Origin of the sequence: Achromobacter sp. UMC71 (assembly GCF_014170305.1) — a bacterium.
GTDB lineage: Bacteria > Pseudomonadota > Gammaproteobacteria > Burkholderiales > Burkholderiaceae_B > Achromobacter.
Genome location: NZ_LZZT01000059.1, coordinates 78,247 through 98,005, shown reverse-complemented (window position 1 = coordinate 98,005; position 19,759 = coordinate 78,247). Strand labels below are relative to the sequence as shown.

The window sequence follows — 19,759 nt, the reverse complement described above, 5'->3', positions numbered from 1 at the left end:
GTGAACCGCCCCTGCGCACGGAGCGCGGGGGCGGCCAAAACCCCTGATTATAGGAGGTGCTAGGCGCGGATAGGGGACGGGGCCGTTTCCGGGATGCGGGCGCTTGCCGCCAGCATGCCGTAGGCCAGGGTTATGGCCCCGAGAACGGCGCCCGCGGTGACCACGCCGGGCCAGCCAAAATGGGAGTACAGCCAGGACGATACCAGCGATCCGGTGGCGCCGCCGATGAAATAGCTGGTCATGTAGCCGGCCGTCAGGCGGCTGCGGGCTTCGGGGCGCAGGCGGTAGAGCGAACTGGTATTGGTGACATGGACGCCCTGGATCGCCAGATCCTGGATCAGGATGCCGGCCAGCAGCGCGATCACCGAGGCCTGGCCGAAGGCCATCAGGCCCCAGGAGGCCAACAGGAGCAGCAGGCCGATCCGGGTGGCCTGGTTGCCCAGGCCCCGGTCGGCCAGCCGGCCGAAGCGGTTGGCGGCATAGGCGCCGGCGGCCCCGGCCAGACCGAACAGCCCGATCGTGGTGTTGTTGAACTGGTAAGGCGGGCTGGACAGCAGGAAGGTCAGGGGCGTCCACAGCATGCTGAACGCGGCGAACAGCAGAAAGCCCAGCAGCGAGCGGCCGCGGAACAGGGGTTCTTCGGCGTACATGCGGAAGATCGAGCCCAGCAGCCGCGGATAGCTCATGCCGGCCGGGCTCTGGTAGCGCGGCAGCACCTTCCATAGCGCGCAGGACATGGCCAGCATCAGGATGGCGGCCACCCAATACACGGTGCGCCAGCTGCCCAGGTCGGCCAGCGCGCCGGCGATCGTGCGCGCCAGCAGGATGCCCAGCAGCAGGCCGCTCATGACGGTGCCCACGGCCTTGCCGCGTTCATGCGGCGCGGCCAGGGTGGCGGCGAACGGCACCAGGATCTGCGCCACCACCGACAGCATGCCGGTGATGGCCGTGCCCAGCATCAGCATCACGATATCGGACGAAAAGGCGGATACCAGCAGCCCGCCGGCCGACAGCAGCGTCATCAGCACGATCAGGCCGCGGCGCTCGACCATGTCGCCCAGCGGCACGAGCAGCAGCAGGCCGACCGCGTAGCTCAGTTGCGCGACGGTGACGATGCTGCCGGCCGCGGCGTTGGATAGCGAGAACTGCTGACCGATGGTGTGCAGCAGTGGCTGGGCGTAATAGTTGCTGGCGACCGCCAGGCCGGTGGCAACCGACATCAGCAGGATGACGGGGGCGGTCAGCGGCGCGGCGGCGGAGGTTGTAGCGGAAGTCATGTAGCAAGAATCCAGGGCCCTGGGGCCCGCGGGCAAGGAGAAGACAGGAATCAGGCGCCGACGCCGCCGGGCGTTTCCTGGTCGTGCGGGATCAGCAGTTTTTTCAGCAGGCCGGCCATCTGGCGGCGCTCGGCGGCGCTCAGGGGCGCGAGCAGCGTATCCAGTTCGCGCAAGTAATCCTTGAGCACCAGCTTGATGATGCGCAGGCCTTCGGCGGTCAGGGCCACGATGACGCCGCGGCGGTCTTCGGGGTTGGGCGTGCGCGCCAGCAGGCCAGCCTGCTCCAGGCGGTCCAGGCGGTTGGTCATGGCGCCCGAGGTCAGCAGCAGGGCATCGACCAGCTTTTGCGGATTCATCGCGTGGGGCGCGCCGGTGCGGTACAGGGTTGCGAGCACATCGAATTCGCCCTGGTGCAAGTTGTAGCGCTTGAACGCGCGGTTCACGTCGCGCGCCGCGAAGGCGTTCAAGCGGAACACGCGGCTGAGGACGCTCATGGGGGAGGTGTCCAGGTTGGGGCATTCCTGGCCCCACTGCGACAGCACCAGATCGACGAGATCGTTCATGATGGCTTTATATAAAGTTTCTTCACGTAAAGATAAATTCTAACAGTTCGGCCCGGGTTCATGCAAAGCGCGGGGGATGGGCGGCGGCGTGTTGCGGCCGCGGGAAAAAGAAAGGGCCCGCCCCATGCGGGGCAGGCCCTTTCCGGCTTGACCGGATACGCGCGCGGAAATTACTGCGCGGCGTCCTTCAGCTTCTTGAGCGGGCGAACCTTCACCTTGACCGAAGCCGGCTTGGCGGGGAACCAACGCTCTTCACCGGTGAACGGATCCTTGCCGAAGCGCTTGGCCTTGGCGGGAACCTTCTGCACGGCAACCTTGAACAGGCCGGGCAGCGTGAATTCGCCGGCGCCCTTCTTGTCCACGGAGCTCAGCACCGAGGTTTCCAGGCTGGCCAGGACGGCCTTGACCGACTTGGCTTCAACGCCGGACTGCTCGACGATGTAGGCGATCAGCTGGGTCTTGTTCAGAGCAGCCTTGATAGCCTTGGGGGCGGCAGCGACCTTCTTTGCGGCAACGACCTTCTTGGCTGCCGGCTTCACTGCGGGTTTGGCGGCGGTAGCCTTCTTTGCGGGCGCCTTGACGGCGGGCTTGGTGACTTTCTTGGCAGGAGCTTTTGCTTTCGTGGCCATGGTCAAAATCCGTATGTTGAGGACATTGGGGCAGCGTGCGCGCCGGGTATCGACGTTTAACGCCACGCGCCCGATGATAGCGGAAGCGCGGCGGTTTTTGCGCCTTTCTACGGGGCTTTCGATCAATGTTTGTTGTTTTCCACGCAGAAAAACCCTTTCTGGAAGGGCTCTCGCAAAATGTCGTGACAATCGCAGCGATTTTTTCAGTGCCGCGAGCGACGCTGAAAGTGCTTGGCTGCAGCGGTTTTGAACCATCCGGGCGCGACGTGTTCCAATGCATCGCGACGCACATCGGCAGGTTGGGCGGCGGCCTGGCGGCCGCTTGTTTTCTGGCTGCCGGCGCGCCATCCCCACCCCGCATGGAAGTGAAGCAGCTATATGTTGATGAAGAAGTTGGCGGCGAGCCTGCTCGTTGCGACCGCGTGTATGTCAGGCGCCATGGCGCAATCGATGCCCCAGCCGGACCTGTCTGCCAAGGCCTGGTTGCTGCTGGACGAGACCAGTGGACAGGTGATTGCATCGCAAGGGGCCAATGCCCGGATCGAGCCGGCCTCGCTGACCAAGATCATGACCGCGTACGTGGTGTTCAGCGCGCTGCACGACAAGGAAATCTCGCCCGACCAGAAGGTGACCATCTCGACGCGGGCCTGGAAAGTACCGGCGGGCAGTTCGAAGATGTTCCTGGAGCCAGGTTCCAAGGTGTCGGTGGACCTCCTGCTGCGCGGCCTGATGATCCAGTCCGGCAACGACGCCGCCATCGCGCTGGCCGAGGCCGTGTCGGGCAGCGTCGAGGCTTTCGTGGCCCGCATGAACGACACGGCCGTGAAACTGGGCCTGCACGGCACGCATTTCGCCAGTCCGCACGGGCTGCCGGACCCGGGCACCTATTCCACCGTCAGTGACCTGTCCATCCTGGCCACGCGCTTTATCCGCGATTATCCCGAGCTGTACCAGGCCTACGATTCGGCCAAGACCTTTACCTATAACAACATTACCCAACCCAACCGCAACCGTCTGTTGTGGCTGGACCCCAGCGTGGACGGCCTGAAGACGGGTCATACCGAAGCTGCGGGCTATTGCATCGTGGCGACGGCGCGCCGTCCGAATGGCCGCGACCAGCGGCGCCTGATCACGGTGGTGGTGGGCACGGCATCGGACAAGCTGCGCACCCAGGAAAGCCGCGAGTTGCTGGAGTGGGGATTCCAGGGCTTCAAGACCGTCAAGCTGTACGCCAAGGGCCAACCGGTGGCCACGCCCGAGGTCTGGAAGGGCCAGGCCGACACGCTGAAAGCCGGTTTTGCGCGCGATGCCTACGTGACAGTGCCGGTCGGCGCCAAGGTCGAGCCGGTCTGGACGCCGCAGGATCCGCTGGTGGCGCCGATCGCGGCGCAGGCCACGGTGGGTGCGCTGCGCGTCATGGTCGATGGCAAGCCCGCCATGCAGTTTCCGGTGGTGGCGCTGGAGCCGGTGGCCGAGGCCGGATTCGTCGGGCGCGCGTGGGATTCGATCCGCTTGTGGTGGCGCGGGTAGTGCTGGCATGAGTGAGCGGGCAGGGCATTTGGTGTAAAAAATGCCTTGGCCGGGGCGCTGCGCACCGGATACCGGTTGACCGCCCTATGTCCCGTCACGCCCATTTTCGCCAAAAGCTGCAGGATTGCGCCCTGATGCACGCCATGTCGGCGCACAACCCGCTGTCGGCCAAGCTGGCGGCCGAAGCGGGGTTCGACGCCATCTGGGGCAGCGGCTTCGAGTTGTCGGCCAGCTACGCGGTGCCCGACGCCAACATCCTGTCGGCCGGCCAGCACCTGGACATGATGCGGGCCATCGCCGCCGCGGTCGATGTGCCGGTCATCGCGGACATCGATACGGGGTTCGGCAACGCCATCAACGTGGCCTATGCCGTGCCGCAATACGAAGCGGCGGGCGTGTCCGCCGTGGTCATGGAAGACAAGACCTTTCCCAAGGACACCAGCCTGCGCGCCGATGGGCGGCAGGAACTGGTGCGCACGCAAGAGTTCCAGGGCAAGATCGAAGCCGCCTGCGCGGCGCGCCGCGACGCCGATTTCTGCGTCATCGCCCGCACCGAGGCGCTGATCGCCGGCCTGGGCCAGGCCGAGGCTTTGGCGCGCGCGTCGGCCTATGAAGCGGCCGGCGCCGATGCCATCCTGATTCATTCCAAGCAAACCACGCCCGACGAGGTGCTGGCCTTTATCGCGGCCTGGCGCGGGCGTGTGCCGCTGGTGCTGGTGCCCACCGCCTATCCGCAGCTGCGCGAGGCCGATATCCAGGCGCTGGGCAAGGTCGGGCTGGTGATCTACGGCAACCATGCGATCCGCGCGGCCGTGGGCGCGATGCGCGACGTGTTTGCCCGCATCCGGCAAGACGGCGGCATCCATGCCGTGGATGCTGGATTACCGACGGTGCGCGATATCATCGCCCTTCAAGGCGACGCGGGCATGCGCGAGCTGGAACGCAAGTTCCTGCGCTGAGCGCGGACAGCCAAAAAAGCAAGGGTGGCGGCAATGATGGTGGCGGGACGCAAGGCGTGGCTGGCACGCGTATTTGGCGATTGGGTGCCGGAAGTCGGCCCCGCGACACTGCGTGCGGACCTGGCCGCCGGGTTGCTGGGGGCGCTGTTGGTGTTGCCGCAGGGCGTGGCGTTCGCCACGCTGGCCGGGCTGCCGCCGCAATACGGCCTGTATTCGGCCATCGTGCCCTGTATCGTGGCGGCGCTGTTCGGCTCGAGCCGCCATGTCATGTCCGGCCCCACCAACGCGAATTCGCTGGCGCTGTTCGCCGTGCTGACGCCGCTGGCGGTGGCGGGCAGCCCCGGCTATATCGAGCTGGCCCTGGCCGTAACGGTGCTGGTCGGGCTGATGCAATGGCTGGTGGGCGCATTGCGCCTGGGGTCGCTGGCGCACTTCATTTCACCTTCGGCGCTGTTCGGCTTCACCAGCGGCGCGGCCCTGCTGATCGCCGTGCATGCCTTGAAGGATGCGCTGGGCCTGCCCGCGCCGGCCTCGCATGGGGCCGGCGCGCTGCTGGCCAGCGTGGCGGCGAACGCCGGCCAGATCCAGGCCGGCGCGGTGCTGGTGACGGGGGTGACGCTGGCGGCCGCGCTGCTGGTCAAGCGTTGGGACAAGCGCAAGCCCTACATGTTGGCGGGTCTGGCTGCGGGGGCGCTGGCCGCGGCCGCGTTCAATGCGTCGATGGCGCGGCATGGCGCCGCGGCGGTGCCGGTGCTGGGCGACCTGGCGCAACCCTGGCCGCCGTTTCACGTGCCCAGCGTCGATTGGCGCGCCTTGCCCGACCTGCTGAGCCTGGCTTTCGCGTTGACCATCGTGGCGCTGGCGCAGTCGATTTCCATCGCCAAGGCGGTGGCTGCGCGCTCGGGCCAGCGCATCGATGCCAATCGCGAATTCGTGGGGCAGGGACTGTCCAACGTGGTGGGGGGATTCTTTTCCTGCTATCTGTCCTGCGGCTCGCTGAACCGGTCGATTCCCAATTTCGAGGCGGGCGCCCGCACGCCGCTGGCTTCGGTGTTTTCGGCGCTGTTGCTGATGGTGCTGGTGGCGCTGACCGGGCCGTTGCTGGCGCAGATTCCGCACGCGGCCATCGCGGGCTTGTTGCTGCTGGTGGCCTGGACCTTGCTGGACGTGCCGCGCTGGCGGCAGTTGATCCGTACCCAGCCTGGCGAAAGCGCGATCGCCGCGGCCACGCTGTTGGCCACCGTCACCATCCGCATGGAAGTGGCCATTCTGCTGGGCACCGTGCTGTCGCTGATGGCGTATCTGCACCGCACGTCGCGGCCGGCGATGCGCACGATGGGCTTCGATTCGCGCGGGCTGGACCGCCGCTTCGTGGTGCTGGAGGCGCAGGATGACGCCTTGCCGGAATGCCCGCAGCTCAAGCTGTTGCGCATGGAGGGATCGGTGTATTTCGGCGCCGCCGCGCACGTGGCGCAGCGCCTGCAGGAATTGCGAGCCGGGCCCGATGCGCCGCGCCATCTGCTGGTCATGGCCAAGAGCATGAATTTCATTGACCTGGCCGGCGCCCAGGTCTGGGAAGACGAGCTGGCGGCTCGCCGCGCCATGGGGGGCGACCTGTACTTTCACCGGCCGCGGCCGGAGGTGCTGGCGATGTGGCGCCGCACGGGTTTCCTGGACAAGCTGGGCGCGGACCACGTGTTTCCCGACAAGGCCACGGCCTTGCACGCCATCTACGCCAAACTGGATCGCGGCATCTGCGCGGGCTGCAAGGCCAAGGTGTTCTGGGAATGCCAGCCGGACAGCCCGCAGTCCGGCGGTTGAATCCGTGCACGCTTCAGGTTTGCGGCGTTTCGGTGCCGAGATAGGCGGCCTTGACGCGTTCGTCGGCCGCGATGCTGCCGGGTGCGCCTTCGGCCAGCAGGCTGCCGCGCACCAGCACGGCGATGCGATCGGCGTGCTTGAAGACCACGTCCAGGCTGTGCTCGGTGAACAGCACCGCCATGCGCTGGGTATCGGCCAGTTCACGGGTCAGGCGCATCAGCGCGTGGCGTTCGTTGGTGGCCATGCCTGCCGTGGGTTCGTCCATCAGCAGCAGGCGCGGCCGGTGCGCCAGGGCCATCGCCAGCTCTACCCGCTTGACCTCGCCGTAGGCCAGCACGCCGCAGGGCACGCTGGCCTGCTCGGCCATCTGGACCTGCGCCAGCAGGGCCCGCGCTTCGTCGGCGCCATGCGCCGCGGCGCGGCGCCAGGGCCGAAACAGCAGGCGGTCGCGCGACAGTAGCGCGGTCTGCACGTTTTCCAGCACGGTCATGGAACGGAAGGTGGCGGCGGTCTGGAAGGTGCGGCCCACGCCCAGCCGGCAGATCCTGCCGGCCGACAGCCCCACCAGTTCGCGGCCGTCCAGGCGCACGGAACCGGCATCCGGTCGCAATTGCCCGCCCAGCACGTTGAAGCAGGTGGATTTGCCGGCGCCATTCGGGCCGATCAGCGCCAGCATCTGGCCGGCTTCAAGCTGGAAGGACACATCGGCCAGCGCATCGATGCCGCCGAACGATTTGCGCAATTGGCGCACCTGCAGGAGCGGGCCGTTCATGGGCGCCTCCGCAGCCGCCTGGCCGCGCCGGCAAGGCCTTCCGGGAACACCATGACCAGCGCCAGAATGGCCAGCCCCAGCACGGCATGCCAGTACTCGGTGCTGCGCGCCGCGACGTCCTGCAGCCAGGTGTAGGCGGCGGCGCCGACCAGGGGACCGGCCAGCGTCTGCAAGCCGCCCAGCAGCACCATCACCAGGCCGTCCACCGACCGGCTGACGCTGAGCGCGTCCGGGGCGATGCTGCCTTTGGAAAACGCATACAGCGAGCCGGCCAGGCCCGCCGCCAGCGAGGCGGCGACGAAGCCGGCCCACTGAATGCGCCGCGTATCCATGCCCAGCGCCTCGGCCCGCAAGGCCGAATCGCGCACGCCGCGCAGCGCGTAGCCCAGCGGCGAAAACGCCAGTCGCCGCAGCCACCAGATGCCCAGCACGGACAGGGCCAGCGTCACGTAATAGAAGCCCGGGCCCTGCGCCAGCCAGCGCGAGGGCCACAGCCCGATCAGGCCGTTGCTGCCGCCGGTGATGCCGTCCCATTGATACGCCAGCGCCCACAGGATCTGCGCCACCGCCAGGGTCAGCATGGCCAGGTAGACGCCGGACAGGCGCACGCAGAACCAGCCGAACAGCAGCGCGCCCAGCACCGCGGCAAGCGGGCCCAGCAGCAGCGCGGCTTCCATCGGTACCGCCGCCAGCTTCAGGAGCAGGGCGGCGCCATAGGCGCCCAGGCCGAACCAGGCCGCGTGGCCGAACGTGGTCATGCCCGCCAGCCCCGTCAGGAAATGCAGGCTGGCGGCAAACAGCGCGGCGATCAGCACTTCGGTCAGCAGGATCCCCAGGTAAGGCCACTGCGCCGCCGCCAGCGGCGCCAGCGTCAGCAGCGCGAGCAGCGCGCCGTAGGCCCAGCGCAGGCGGCGGCCGGCGGGGGCGATGGGCGGATCTGCGGCCGGCGCGTGCGACGAGGGCGCGGGCGGCTTGCCCAGCAGGCCCCAGGGCCGCGCCACCAGCACCACCGCCATGACGGCGAATTCGGCCAGCAACGTCAGTTTGGACAGGTTGAATGCCCATGGGCCGATCTGCACCTGGCCGATGAAGACGAACACGGCCTTGACGCAGCAGATCAGCAGCGCGGCCAGGAACGCGCCGGGGATCGAACCCAGTCCGCCCACCACCACGACGACGAAGGCGCTGGCGATGATTTCCAGGTCCAGCCCTAACGTAGCGGGCACGCGGGGCGCGGCCAACGCGCCGCCCAGTCCGGCCAGGAAGGCGCCCAGGGTGAAGGCGGAGGTGAACAGCCAGGCCTGGTTGACGCCCAGCGCGGCCAGCATATCGCGGTTTTCCGAGGCGGCGCGCAGCAAGCGGCCCCAGCGCGTGCGCATCAACAGCAGCCAGAGCAGGCCCAGCACCACGGGGCCGGCGGCGATCAGCAGCAGGTCGTATTGCGGAAACCGGCGCCCCAGGATCTCGACCGCGCCCGACAGGCCCGGCGCACGCGCCGAGAACAGGTCTTCGGGGCCCCATAGCGCCAGCGCGGCGTCGCCGATGACCAGCACCAGGGCGAAGGTGGCCAGCAGTTGGAACAGTTCGGGCGCGCGGTACAGGCGCTTGAGCACTAGCAGTTCGGCGGCGGCGCCCACCAGGCCGGTGACCAGCGCGGCCAGCAACAAACCGGCCCAATAGCCCGGCCCGGCGCCGAAATAGCCGGTGAAGGTCCAGGCCAGGTACACGCCCAGCATGTAGAACGAGCCATGCGCGAAGTTCACCACCCGCGTGACGCCGAAGATCAGCGACAGACCGGCCGCGACCAGGAACAGCGCGCTGGCGTCGGCCAGGCCGTTGAGCAACTGCGACAGCAGCCCGGACAGGCTCATTGCAGCGGGCTCGTCAGTGCGCCGGGCGCATCTTGCGCACCACCTCGTCCTGCGGCTGCAGGCGCGCGCCGTCGATATAGGCGAAGTCCTTCATGATGCCCTTGCCGTCTTCCACGGCGGTGACGCCGACGTACACGCCCATGGTCGACTGATGGTCGATCTTGCGGTACTGGATCGGGCCGTAGGGGGTGTCCACCTTCAGGCCGGCGAAGGCATCGACCAGCTTTTCGGTGTCGACCTGGCCGGCGGCCTTCAGGCCCTGGGCGATCGACATGAGCGAGGCGTAGCCGACCACCGAGCCGACCTTGGGCGTTTCGTTGTAGCGCTTGCGGTAGGCCTGGACGAAGGCGTTGTTGGCGGGCGTATCGATGGCATACCAGGGGTAGCCGGTGACGATCCAGCCGGTGGGCGTGTCGGCGCCCAGGGGTTCGAGGTATTCGGGTTCGCCGGACAGCACCGACACCACGGCGCGGTTCTCGAACAGGCCGCGGGTGTTGCCTTCGCGCACGAAGCGCGTCAGGTCGGCGGCGAACAGCACGTTGAAGATCGCGTCCGGCTTGGCGTCCGCCAGCGCCTGCACCACCGCGCCCGCGTCCACCTTGCCCAGCGGCACGGCCTGCTCCGCGACGAATTCCACGTCGGACTGGAACGACTTCATCATGGCCTTGAAGGTGGCCACGGCGGATTGCCCGTATTCGTAGTTGGGGTAGACGATGGCCCAGCGCTTCTTGCGCAGCGCCAGGGCCTTGGGCGCCAGGGCGGCCACGTGCATCCAGGTGGACGGCCGCAAGCGGTAGGTATAGCGGTTGCCTTCCTGCCAGGTGATCTTGTCGGTCAGGGGCTCGGCGGCCAGGAAGAACACCTGCTGTTGCTTGGCGAAATCGGTCAGCGCCAGGCCCGTGTTGGACAGGAAGCCGCCAAACAGCAGGTCGACTTTTTCGCGGGCCAGCAGTTCCTGGGCGGCGCGCACCGAGTCGCCGGGGTTGCCGTTGTCGTCGCGCGAGATGACTTCGAGCTTGCGGCCCAGCACGCCGCCGGAGGCGTTGACCTCTTCCAGCGCCAGCTGCCAGCCCTTCTTGTAGGGCCCCAGGAAGGCGGGAATGGCTTTGTAGCTGTTGATCTCGCCGATGCGGATCGGCGGTTCCGTGTCTTTGGCGGACGCGACCGGGGTCAGCGCCAGGGCCAGGAGCGCGGGGGCGAGCGCGCGGCGCAGCAGGGTCAGGCAGGGACGGAGCATGGCGGGTATCGCAGGCTGGAGGGCTGGAATGAAGCCGCGCCGAAAGCCTGAGCGCACCCGGCGCGGGGGCGGTGTCGGCCCAATTGAAGCATGGGTGTTCGCCGCAAGCCAAGAAAAACGGACCGCCATGGGAAAAACGCCCACGCGCCAATGAAAAAGGCCCTGCGATGCAGGGCCTTTTCGACTAGCGGAATACCGGCTGAATTACTTCAGCTTGGTTTCCTTGTAGTCCACGTGCTTGCGAGCGACCGGATCAAATTTCTTGATCAGCATCTTCTCGGGCATGTTGCGCTTGTTCTTGGTGGTCGTGTAGAAATGACCCGTGCCGGCAGTCGACTCGAGCTTGATCTTTTCGCGGATACCTTTGGCCATGTCGTGCTCCTAGTATGTCAGATTGGCGGGGGGCCGATTAGGCCAGTTCGCCGCGGGCACGCATGTCGGCCAGCACGGCTTCGATGCCGTTCTTGTCGATCGTGCGGATGGCCTTGGCCGAAACGCGCAGGCGAACCCAGCGGTTTTCGCTTTCAACCCAGAACCGGCGCGATTGCAGGTTCGGCAGGAAGCGGCGCTTGGTCTTGTTGTTCGCGTGCGAAACATTGTTGCCCACCATCGGGCCTTTGCCGGTCACTTGGCATACGCGTGCCATGGATGCACCTTTATATATGTGCGCGCATCGCCGGGGGAGTAGACAGGGTTTCAGCCGCCGGGCTGTTGACGCTGCATGCAGCAGCATTGTTGCCGGCCACCCAGTCTTAGTGGATGAGGATGGAATATGCCTTGTTCTGCAATTCCACCCAGTGCTTATACCCGCTGCCTGCCATCCGCCTGCATTACCTGCGCGGTTTGGGGGTCAGAGTGTTGAACTACAAAGCATAGTAGTCCAGCACGGGAAACTTCATGTGAAGACGTAGATTCTAATACGAAAAAGCCAAATGAATCAAGCGATAGGGCTAAGCCGTGTGCGATTGCGCCACGCGGCCGGAGATCCAGGACAGGCAGGCGCAGGTCGCCAGGGTCGTGGTCAGGGGCAGGGCGCTATCGGTTTGCCAGGCGCTGACGGCGAAACCGGCCAAGGCGCCGCAGGACAACTGAAGCGTCCCCAATAGCGCCGAGGCGGCGCCCAGGCGCTTGCCCTGGTCGGACAGCGCCAGGGCCGCCGAATTGGGATTGACGAAGCCCTGGCTGCCCATATAGCAGATCAGGCAGGCCATCAGCAGCGGCAGCGTCATCCAGCCGGCCAGGGTCAGCCCGACTGCCGCCAGGCTGGCGCAGGCCAGCGTGGTCAGGGCGCGGCGCTGCAATTGGCGCGGGGTGTGGGTGCGCAGCAGGCGCGCGCTGATCTGCGAGCAGATGATGAGCGACAGCGCGTTGGTGCCGAACAGCAGGCCGTAGTACTTGGGGTCGACGCCGTAGAGTTCGATGAACACGCGCGGCGAGCCGATGATGTAGGCGAACATGCCGGCCTGGCCGAAGCCGCCGGCCAGGCTGTGCGACATGAAACCGCGGTGCGCGAACAGCGCCCGGTAGTTCTGCAGGATAGTCTGCCAGCGCAGCGGCACCACGCGTTCGGGCGCCAGCGATTCCTTCATGATCAGGGCGACGGCGGTCATCAGCATGGCGCCGCCGGCCAGCATGACCCAGAACAGGCTGCGCCAGCTGGTGATGGCCAGCAGTTGCCCGCCGGCCAGCGGCGCGAGGATCGGGGCCAGGCCCATGATCAGCATCAGCAGCGACATCGCGCGCGCGGCTTCATGGGTTTCGTAGTGGTCGCGGATGACCGCGCGCGGGATGACGATGCCGGCCGCGCCGCCCATCGCCTGCACCACGCGCCAGCCTGTCAGCGCTTCGACCGAGCCGGCCAGGGCGCAGCCCAGCGAGGCGATCATGAACAGCGCCAGGCCGACCATCAGCGGCGGTTTGCGGCCGTAGCGGTCGGCCATGGGACCGTAGAACACCTGCGCCAGCGCCAGGCCGATCAGGTACGCGGCCAACGTGCGTTCAACGTCACCGCGCGGCACGCCCAGGTTCGCCGCGATCGTGGGGAACGCGGGCAGGTACATGTCGATGGCGAACGGGCCGATCGCCGTCAGGGCGCCCATGAGAATGAGCCAGCCCGGCAGGGAGCCGCGGGTAGAGAGTGTTGGGGGCATGAGGATCGCGAAGGGTCGCGCGGGGAACTCGGCGCGAGGGACAGGGCGCGCTGCGCTTTATTGCACGTTTTGCACCAAGCCGAAGACTGTATCACGGAGCACCTTACACGCAAATTGCAATAGATTTCCGATACAGTCTGTCGTGTCCGTACGTATTTCAGAGGAGACGCTGTGAGTCCTTTGTTGTCTGTTGTGGAACGCAAGCTCCAGGCCCTGCCTGTCACTGTCCAGCTGGTGCTGCCCGACGGCACCGTGGTGGGGCCGCCCGACCCCAAGGTCCGGTTTGTCACGCATGACAAGACGGCGCTGGCCCACCTGGCCGAAGGCGCGGTGGGGGTGCTGGGGCAGGATTACGTCGAGGGCCGCATCGATATCGAAGGCTCCATGCGCGACGTGATGGCGGCGGCGTCGGCAATGCTGCCGGGCTCGCCGGTCGATGCGGCGCGCGGCGGCTGGCTGACCGAGCTGGTGCGCAAGGTGATGTCGGTGTGGCGCCACTCAGTCGAACGCGACGCCCGCCAGATCGAGTTTCACTACGATCTTTCCGACGATTTCTATGCCCTGTGGCTGGATCCGCGGCGCGTCTATTCCTGCGCCTATTACCGCACGCCGGATTTGAATCTGGCGCAGGCGCAGGAAGCCAAGCTGGACCACATCTGCCGCAAGCTGCGGTTGCAGCCGGGCGAGCGCTTCCTGGATGTGGGCGCCGGCTGGGGCGGGCTGCTGCTGTGGGCCGCCGAAAACTACGGCGTCGATGCCACGGGCATCACGCTGTCGCGCAACCAGCACGCGCATGTGAGCCGCCTGATCCAGGAAAAAGGCCTGGCGGGCCGCGTGCGGATGGAGCTGCTGGACTACCGCAAGCTGGACGAGGCTGCCCCGTACGACAAGATCGCGTCGGTGGGCATGTTCGAGCACGTGGGCCGGGCCCAGCTGGAAAGCTATTTCGCCAAGCTGCGCCGCCTGCTCAAGCCGGGCGGACTGATCATGAACCACGGCATTACCGCCGCTGGGGTCTACAACGCCGAGCTGGGCAACGGCATGGGCGAGTTCATCGAAAAGTACATCTTCCCGGGCGGCGAGCTGACGCACATCAGCGTGGTCATGGAAGCCATGACCAACGGCGGCCTGGAAGAAGTGGATGTGGAAAACCTGCGGCCCCACTACGCCCGCACGCTATGGGCCTGGAGCGACGCGCTGGAGGCCCGCCTGCCCGAAGCCGCGCAGATTCTCAGCGGTGAGCAGGGCGCGCGTTCGCTGCGCGCCTACCGGCTGTACCTGGCGGGCTGCGCCATGGCGTTCGAGCACGGATGGATTGCGTTGCACCAGATATTGGGCCAGCCGCCCGCGGGCGGGCGCGCGGATGAACTGGATAACCCGCCTGACCTGGCCTATCCCTGGCGGCGCGATTACATGTATCGGAACGAGGGCGGGCGGGGGAACTGAGCGCCGGGCGGCAGGGCTTGAATCGGTCTTGTCTGTATGCCGATTCGATCCTGCCAGGGGTGTTTTTTTCCTGAGCGTAGGCTGAATCAAGCAGTTTTCAGACCTGATTTGGGCCCGATTTTTGCCTTCAAATGTATTTATACGAACAAAATATTAACTTAATGTTTCTTTGTTTTTGTAGGACGATTTCCTAGGGAAAAACGCGGAATCGCCTCTTGGGTATCCGGGTTGTCCCGGACGGTTTTTGGCCTGAATGTATCTGTTTTATTCTGGCCTGGGGTTGGGTGATGCATCAATTTCGTTTAAGATGCTGCCTTCTTCGTTCAGTTTGCTCACTTTCTGTGGGTGCTCGAAAACTCCGTTTTTGAGGCCCCTGTCTTGCAAGACTCCGCACCCTGCGGATCCTCTTGTTGCTAGTGTCGGTCTGTATTGGCGGTTCTGCCCGTCTTCCGCACACCCCCTTAGCTCCATGGCACGGCCGGTTTCGCGCCGTCGTGTCCCTGAACCTATGGAGGCAAAAAGCCAATGCGTTTCATCCCCGTCAAGACCCTGGCCGCCGCGGCCGTCTTGTTTGCCTTTGCTGGGTCGGCCCAAGCCGCCGATGCCCCGCAATGCGAACTCAAGCGTCCGGTCAATTTCGGCGCCATGAACTGGGAATCCAACCTGGTCCTGGTCGATGTTGAACGTTTCATCATGGAAAAGGGCTACGGCTGCAAAACCGAAACCCTGCCCACCGAAACCCTGCCCGCCCTGGCCGCGCTCGAGCGCGGCGACCTGGATATCAATACCGAGATCTGGCTGAACAGCGTGGCCGACCCCTGGGAGCGCGCTGAAAAGACCGGCCGCGTCAAGCGGATCGGCGACCTCTACATGGGCGGCGAGGCTTGGTACATCCCCCGCTACACGGCCGAGCGCCTGCCCGAACTGAAGTCCGCGGCCGACCTGCCGAAGTTCAAGGACAAGTTCAAGGATCCCGAGGAACCCGGCAAGGGCCGCTTCTACGGCTGCCCGGCGGGCTGGGGCTGCGAAGTCGCCAGCACCAACCTGTTCCATGCGCTGAAGCTGGACGACACCTTCACGCTGTACTCGCCCGGCACGGGCGCGGCCCAGAAGGCGGCGCTGATGTCGGCCTACAAGCGCAAGCAGAACGTGGTGTTCTATTACTGGTCGCCCACGCCGCTGGTGGGCGCCATGGACCTGGTCAAGCTCGAGCTGCCGCCCTATGACGCCGAAAAGCACAAGTGCCTGACGTCGCCCAAGTGCGCCAAGCCCGAGGCCAGCGCCTATCCCGACAATCCCGTCTTCACGGCCGTGAACACCAAGTTCTCGCAGGAAGCGCCGGTGCTGACCGAGTTCTTGTCCAAGGTCTCGGTGCCGCTGCCCGTGATGAACGAAACCCTGGCCCACATGGAAGAGTCCGGCGACGACGCCGCCGCCATTGCCAAGTGGTTCCTGAAGACCAAGCCCGACGTCTGGACCAAGTGGGTTCCGGCTGACGTCGCCGGACGCGTGCAAAGCGCGCTGTAACCGCCCGCCGCCATCCTCGGCGGCGCAGCCGCCCGGGCATCCTCCGCCCGGGCGCGCCGCCAGTTGGACTTTTTCCCCTTGGGATGCCCCCAAGGGGAAAAAGCCCTTCGGCCGGCATAGGGCCCGCATTTGCGGGCAATGCGCAGGAGCATTTTCTCCTGCGCCAGCGGCGCGCCCTTGCGGCGTACGCGCTGAAATGGAGTCGAAAGCATGTTTCCTGAAATTATTCCTGCCCGCCAAGTGCGGGGAGCCATCGACGGTTTCGTCGATCACCTGGTCACCAATTACGCCGACACGCTGGAAACGCTGTCGCAGCCCGTGCTACACGCGCTGGTCTGGCTGGAGCAGTTGCTGCGCAGTTCGCCCTGGTGGGCGGTCGTGGGCGTGACGATCGTCATTGCCTGGCTGGTCAGCCGCCGTATCGGCCTGAGCCTGGGCATGGGCGCGCTGCTGTGCGTGATCGGCGTGTTGGGCCTGTGGGACGCCGGCATGCAGACGCTGGCGCTGATGATCATGGCGGCCGGGCTGTCTGTCGTGATCGGCATCCCGCTGGGCGTGCTGATGGCGCGCGTGAACTGGTTGCGGTCGGTCATGCTGCCGGTGCTGGACGTGATGCAGACCATGCCCAGTTTCGTGTACCTGATTCCGGTCGTGATGCTGTTCGGGCTGGGCAAGATCCCCGCCATCATCGCCACCGTGATCTACGCCGTGCCGCCGCTGATCCGCCTGACCGACCTGGGCATCCGCCTGGTTGACCGCGAAGTGCTGGAAGCCTCGCGCGCCTTCGGCGCCAATCCGCGACAGCAATTGTTCGGCGTGCAGTTGCCGCTGGCCCTGCCCAACATCATGGCGGGCATCAACCAGACCACGATGATGGCGCTGTCGATGGTGGTGATCGCGTCCATGATCGGCGCGCGTGGCCTGGGCTATGAAGTATTGCTGGGTATCAACCGTCTGGAGGTGGGCCGCGGCCTGCTGGCCGGACTGGGCATCGTGGTGTTGGCCGTGCTGTTCGACCGGATCACGCAATCGTATGGACAGCGCATGCGCATGGGAGGCCAGCGATGAGCAAGATTGAAGTCAAGAACATCTACAAGATTTTCGGGCCGCATCCCAAGAAGTGGCTGAAGGCCGCGCAGGAGGGCATGACCAAGGAAGCGCTGCTGGCCGAAAGCGGCCACACGCTGGGTCTGCGCGACATCAGCCTGTCGATCGAAGAGGGCAGCATCTACGTCATCATGGGCCTGTCGGGCTCCGGCAAGTCGACGCTGATCCGCCACTTCAATCGCCTGATCGAACCCAGCGCGGGCCACATCCTGGTCGATGGCGTGGACGTGGTCAGCCTGAACAAGCGCGACCTGGAAACCTTCCGCCAGAAAAAGATGAGCATGGTGTTCCAGCGCTTCGGCCTGTTCCCGCACCGCACGGTGCTGGACAACGCCGCCTACGGCCTGACCGTGCAGGGCGTGGGCCGCGCCGAACGCGAAAAGCGTGCGCGGGAATGGCTGGACCAGGTGGGCCTGTCGGGTTTCGAGCAGCAGTATCCGCATCAATTGTCCGGCGGCATGCAGCAGCGGGTGGGCCTGGCGCGGGCCTTGGCCACCGATGCCGAAATCCTGCTGATGGACGAAGCGTTCTCGGCGCTGGACCCCTTGATCCGCCGCGAAATGCAGGATCAGCTGCTGCAGCTGCAGTCCAAGCTGAACAAGACCATTGTCTTCATCACCCACGATCTGGACGAAGCCTTGCGCCTGGGTAACCGCATCGCCATCTTGAAGGACGGCGAACTGGTGCAGGAAGGCACGCCCGAAGACATCCTGCTGAACCCGGCCAACGATTATGTGCAATCGTTCCTGCAGGACGTGAACCGCACCAAGGTGCTGAACGCGACCCACGCGGTGAACCCGGCGCGCCTGACGCTGACCATGCGTTCGCGCCCCGCGCATTCCGTGGACCGCATGCGCGCGCTGAACTACGAGTACGCGCCGGTGCTGGACGGCAAGCGCCTGGCCGGTGTGCTGACGCTGGTGGCGGCCGAACAGGCCGTGCGGGAAGGCGGGCGCGACGTGTCGCGCTTTGTCGAGGACCTGGCGTCGGTACCGGCCACGGCCGGGCTGGGCGAAGTGCTGGCGCAACTGGTGCACAGCGACCAGCCGGTGGCGGTGACGGGCGAGAACGACGAGTTCCTGGGCATGCTGTCGCGCAAGAAGGTGGTCGAGCTGGTGACGCCGGTGCTGACCGAATCGGCAGCCGATGCTGCGGCGGCCGATGCTGCGGCGGCCGATGCCGCGGCGGCCGATGCCGCGGCGGCCGCTGCCGCGGTGGCAGCCGAAGCCACCGCCCTGGCGCCTGAACCGGACGGCCGGCCCCTGGAAGGCCAGCCCCAGCCCGCCAAGCGCGGCGAGGCGGCATGACCCCGGCGTGACGGCGCCCGCCCCCGCGCGGCCGGACTTGCGCGCGGGGCCAGTCCGGATATGATGGCTGGCCGGCTATCCTTGCCGGGATGCCTCTAGTCGGAATATCGGAACCCGTCATGCCTATTTTGAATGTCCAGATCATGCAGGGCCACACGGCCGCCCAGAAGGCCGCGCTGCTGAAAGCCGCCTCGCAGGCGGTCGTGGAAAGCATTGCCGCGCCGCTGGCCAGCGTGCGCATCGTGCTGCAGGAAATCCCGGCCGACAACGTGATCGTGGCGGGTGAAATCGGCAAGGCCATGGCGCGTGTCGATGCGGCCCTGATTGAAGGCCGCGACGAGGCGAAGAAATCGGCTCTGATCGCGGCGCTTAACCAGGCCGTGTGCGCCAGCATCGGTATTTCCGGCGAAGACGTGCGCGTGCTGGTCCGCGACGTGCCCAAGACCGACATGGGCGTGGCCAATGGCCTGAGCGCCAAGGCCGCAGGCCGCTAAGGCCTGCGCGAAGCTGCTTTCAGTGTTGACAGGCCCCAGGGCGGACATGACGAACGGCAAGGAAAAGGGCTCCGTCACCGTTGACGACGTGGCGGCCGAGGCGGGCGTGTCCATCAAGACTGTCTCGCGCGTGTTGAACAACGAGCCCAACACCAGCGAGAAGACGCGCGCCAAGGTCATGGCGGCGATCGCGCTGCTCAAGTACCAGCCCAATCCCTCGGCCCGTCGCCTGGCCAGCAAGCGCTCGGACCTGATCATGCTGGTCTACGACAACCCCAGCGACAACTACCTGATCAACGTCCAGCAGGGCGCGCTCGACGCCTGCAAGCGCTATTTCTATAGCCTGCTGCTGCATCCCTGCGATTACCGCGCGCCCGACCTGGCCGCCCAGATCGAACAGTCGGCGCGCCAGCATGCCTGCGCCGGGCTGGTGCTGACGCCGCCGCTGTCGGACGTGCGCAGCCTGATCGATGCGCTGGACCAGGGCGACGTGCCCTTTGTGCGGCTGGCGCCCAGCTCTCCCAGCGTCAGGGGCCTGGAGGTCAGCACCGACGACCGCTCGGCTGCGCGCGACATGACCCGCTACCTGCTCGACCTGGGCCACCGGCGCATCGGCTTCGTGGCCGGACACCCCGACCATGGCGCCGTTGGCGGGCGCCTGCAGGGCTATCGCGACGCGCTGGCCGAACAAGGCGTCGCGTACGACGCCGGCCTGGTGGAGCAGGGCCTGCATTCCTTCGATTCCGGCGTGCGTTGCGGGCAGAGCCTGCTCGACCGCCCGGACCGCCCCAGCGCAATCTTCGCGGCCAACGACGACATGGCGGCCGGCGTGCTATACGTGGCGCATGCGCGCGGCATCAAGGTGCCAGCCGAACTGTCGGTGGCGGGGTACGACGATACGCCGCTGTCGCGCCAGACCTGGCCCAAGCTCACGACCCTGCGCCAGCCGATCCGCGACATGGCGTATGCGGCGGTGGAACAGTTGGCCTCGCGCGAACCGCAGGCGCGGGTGCGGACGCTAGGGTACGAGATCGTGGTGCGCGATTCGACCCGGCCGCCGGCCGGTTAG

General features: G+C 66.4%; 18 protein-coding genes. 9 read left to right on the top strand and 9 right to left on the bottom strand.

All coding sequences use genetic code 11. From position 1 onward, the window contains the following. Positions 1–59 precede the first annotated feature (59 nt). From A9974_RS28740 to A9974_RS28730, 3 genes are all read right to left on the bottom strand, one after another. Entirely contained in the window at positions 60–1,277 is a 1,218-nt protein-coding gene (locus tag A9974_RS28740) for an MFS transporter (protein WP_183007568.1), read from the bottom strand. Between the two features lie 50 nt (positions 1,278–1,327). Next, positions 1,328–1,840 (bottom strand): MarR family winged helix-turn-helix transcriptional regulator, encoded by a 513-nt coding sequence (locus tag A9974_RS28735; protein ID WP_183007567.1) that lies wholly within the window; start codon positions 1,838–1,840, stop codon positions 1,328–1,330. 170 nt (positions 1,841–2,010) lie between these two features. Continuing rightward, positions 2,011–2,469 (bottom strand): HU family DNA-binding protein, encoded by a 459-nt coding sequence (locus A9974_RS28730; RefSeq protein WP_025135623.1) that lies wholly within the window; start codon positions 2,467–2,469, stop codon positions 2,011–2,013. 378 nt (positions 2,470–2,847) lie between these two features. On the opposite strand from A9974_RS28730, the gene A9974_RS28725 reads away from it, so the two are divergent. The 3 genes from A9974_RS28725 to A9974_RS28715 all read left to right on the top strand — a co-directional run bounded on the left by A9974_RS28725 (position 2,848) and on the right by A9974_RS28715 (position 6,779). Further along, on the top strand, positions 2,848–3,999 hold the full coding sequence (locus A9974_RS28725) for a D-alanyl-D-alanine carboxypeptidase family protein (protein WP_183007566.1): 1,152 nt from the start codon (positions 2,848–2,850) through the stop codon (positions 3,997–3,999). 86 nt (positions 4,000–4,085) lie between these two features. After that, positions 4,086–4,958 carry a phosphonopyruvate hydrolase gene (locus A9974_RS28720; protein ID WP_183007565.1) on the top strand — a complete coding sequence of 291 codons (873 nt, stop codon included), beginning with the start codon at positions 4,086–4,088 and terminating at the stop codon, positions 4,956–4,958. A 36-nt stretch (positions 4,959–4,994) separates the two neighbouring features. Then, on the top strand, positions 4,995–6,779 hold the full coding sequence (locus tag A9974_RS28715; RefSeq protein WP_183007591.1) for a SulP family inorganic anion transporter: 1,785 nt from the start codon (positions 4,995–4,997) through the stop codon (positions 6,777–6,779). Positions 6,780–6,792: 13 nt separating this feature from the next. Here A9974_RS28715 and A9974_RS28710 read toward each other — a convergent pair whose 3' ends face one another. The 6 genes from A9974_RS28710 to A9974_RS28685 all read right to left on the bottom strand — a co-directional run bounded on the left by A9974_RS28710 (position 6,793) and on the right by A9974_RS28685 (position 12,758). Further along, on the bottom strand, positions 6,793–7,551 hold the full coding sequence (locus A9974_RS28710; RefSeq protein ID WP_183007564.1) for an ABC transporter ATP-binding protein: 759 nt from the start codon (positions 7,549–7,551) through the stop codon (positions 6,793–6,795). Continuing rightward, positions 7,548–9,422 carry an ABC transporter permease gene (locus A9974_RS28705; protein ID WP_183007563.1) on the bottom strand — a complete coding sequence of 625 codons (1,875 nt, stop codon included), beginning with the start codon at positions 9,420–9,422 and terminating at the stop codon, positions 7,548–7,550. Before A9974_RS28705 ends, A9974_RS28710 begins: the two co-directional genes overlap by 4 nt. A gap of 13 nt (positions 9,423–9,435) precedes the next feature. Continuing rightward, entirely contained in the window at positions 9,436–10,659 is a 1,224-nt protein-coding gene (locus A9974_RS28700; RefSeq protein WP_183007562.1) for an ABC transporter substrate-binding protein, read from the bottom strand. Positions 10,660–10,863: 204 nt separating this feature from the next. After that, on the bottom strand, positions 10,864–11,031 hold the full coding sequence (rpmG, locus tag A9974_RS28695; protein WP_003810296.1) for a 50S ribosomal protein L33: 168 nt from the start codon (positions 11,029–11,031) through the stop codon (positions 10,864–10,866). Between the two features lie 37 nt (positions 11,032–11,068). Continuing rightward, positions 11,069–11,305 carry a 50S ribosomal protein L28 gene (rpmB, locus tag A9974_RS28690; RefSeq protein WP_076515521.1) on the bottom strand — a complete coding sequence of 79 codons (237 nt, stop codon included), beginning with the start codon at positions 11,303–11,305 and terminating at the stop codon, positions 11,069–11,071. A gap of 304 nt (positions 11,306–11,609) precedes the next feature. Continuing rightward, entirely contained in the window at positions 11,610–12,758 is a 1,149-nt protein-coding gene (locus A9974_RS28685; protein ID WP_183007590.1) for a Bcr/CflA family multidrug efflux MFS transporter, read from the bottom strand. 222 nt (positions 12,759–12,980) lie between these two features. Between A9974_RS28685 and A9974_RS28680 the strand changes: the two genes are divergently transcribed. The 6 genes from A9974_RS28680 (at position 12,981) to A9974_RS28655 (ending at position 19,759) form a co-directional block, all read left to right on the top strand. Then, the gene (locus A9974_RS28680) at positions 12,981–14,255 is read left to right on the top strand and encodes a class I SAM-dependent methyltransferase (RefSeq protein WP_183007561.1); all 1,275 of its coding nucleotides are present in this window, start codon (positions 12,981–12,983) and stop codon (positions 14,253–14,255) included. Between the two features lie 525 nt (positions 14,256–14,780). Next, the gene (locus A9974_RS28675; RefSeq protein WP_183007560.1) at positions 14,781–15,782 is read left to right on the top strand and encodes an ABC transporter substrate-binding protein; all 1,002 of its coding nucleotides are present in this window, start codon (positions 14,781–14,783) and stop codon (positions 15,780–15,782) included. A 210-nt stretch (positions 15,783–15,992) separates the two neighbouring features. Next, on the top strand, positions 15,993–16,850 hold the full coding sequence (locus tag A9974_RS28670) for a proline/glycine betaine ABC transporter permease (protein WP_183007559.1): 858 nt from the start codon (positions 15,993–15,995) through the stop codon (positions 16,848–16,850). Beyond that, positions 16,847–18,196, top strand: a complete 1,350-nt coding sequence (locus A9974_RS28665; protein ID WP_183007558.1) for a glycine betaine/L-proline ABC transporter ATP-binding protein — start codon at positions 16,847–16,849, stop codon at positions 18,194–18,196. Before A9974_RS28670 ends, A9974_RS28665 begins: the two co-directional genes overlap by 4 nt. A 119-nt stretch (positions 18,197–18,315) precedes the next feature. Continuing rightward, a complete protein-coding gene (locus A9974_RS28660) occupies positions 18,316–18,690 on the top strand; it encodes a tautomerase family protein (protein WP_183007557.1) in 375 nt (124 codons plus the stop codon). 46 nt (positions 18,691–18,736) lie between these two features. Next, complete coding sequence (locus tag A9974_RS28655) at positions 18,737–19,759, top strand: LacI family DNA-binding transcriptional regulator (RefSeq protein WP_183007556.1); 1,023 nt, start codon at positions 18,737–18,739, stop codon at positions 19,757–19,759.

Bases quoted from the DNA above. Each gene is read 5' to 3' on its own strand.
- A9974_RS28675 (WP_183007560.1), top strand. From the start codon at position 14,781: ATGCGTTTCATCCCCGTCAAGACCCTGGCCGCCGCGGCCGTCTTGTTT.
- rpmG (WP_003810296.1), bottom strand. From the start codon at position 11,031: ATGGCCAAAGGTATCCGCGAAAAGATCAAGCTCGAGTCGACTGCCGGC.
- A9974_RS28735 (WP_183007567.1), bottom strand. From the start codon at position 1,840: ATGAACGATCTCGTCGATCTGGTGCTGTCGCAGTGGGGCCAGGAATGC.
- A9974_RS28665 (WP_183007558.1), top strand. From the start codon at position 16,847: ATGAGCAAGATTGAAGTCAAGAACATCTACAAGATTTTCGGGCCGCAT.
- A9974_RS28660 (WP_183007557.1), top strand. From the start codon at position 18,316: ATGCCTATTTTGAATGTCCAGATCATGCAGGGCCACACGGCCGCCCAG.
- A9974_RS28740 (WP_183007568.1), bottom strand. From the start codon at position 1,277: ATGACTTCCGCTACAACCTCCGCCGCCGCGCCGCTGACCGCCCCCGTC.
- A9974_RS28705 (WP_183007563.1), bottom strand. From the start codon at position 9,422: ATGAGCCTGTCCGGGCTGCTGTCGCAGTTGCTCAACGGCCTGGCCGAC.
- A9974_RS28715 (WP_183007591.1), top strand. From the start codon at position 4,995: ATGGTGGCGGGACGCAAGGCGTGGCTGGCACGCGTATTTGGCGATTGG.
- A9974_RS28655 (WP_183007556.1), top strand. From the start codon at position 18,737: ATGACGAACGGCAAGGAAAAGGGCTCCGTCACCGTTGACGACGTGGCG.
- A9974_RS28730 (WP_025135623.1), bottom strand. From the start codon at position 2,469: ATGGCCACGAAAGCAAAAGCTCCTGCCAAGAAAGTCACCAAGCCCGCC.
- A9974_RS28725 (WP_183007566.1), top strand. From the start codon at position 2,848: ATGTTGATGAAGAAGTTGGCGGCGAGCCTGCTCGTTGCGACCGCGTGT.
- A9974_RS28670 (WP_183007559.1), top strand. From the start codon at position 15,993: ATGTTTCCTGAAATTATTCCTGCCCGCCAAGTGCGGGGAGCCATCGAC.
- A9974_RS28700 (WP_183007562.1), bottom strand. From the start codon at position 10,659: ATGCTCCGTCCCTGCCTGACCCTGCTGCGCCGCGCGCTCGCCCCCGCG.
- A9974_RS28685 (WP_183007590.1), bottom strand. From the start codon at position 12,758: ATGGGCGCCCTGACGGCGATCGGCCCGTTCGCCATCGACATGTACCTG.
- rpmB (WP_076515521.1), bottom strand. From the start codon at position 11,305: ATGGCACGCGTATGCCAAGTGACCGGCAAAGGCCCGATGGTGGGCAAC.
- A9974_RS28710 (WP_183007564.1), bottom strand. From the start codon at position 7,551: ATGAACGGCCCGCTCCTGCAGGTGCGCCAATTGCGCAAATCGTTCGGC.
- A9974_RS28720 (WP_183007565.1), top strand. From the start codon at position 4,086: ATGTCCCGTCACGCCCATTTTCGCCAAAAGCTGCAGGATTGCGCCCTG.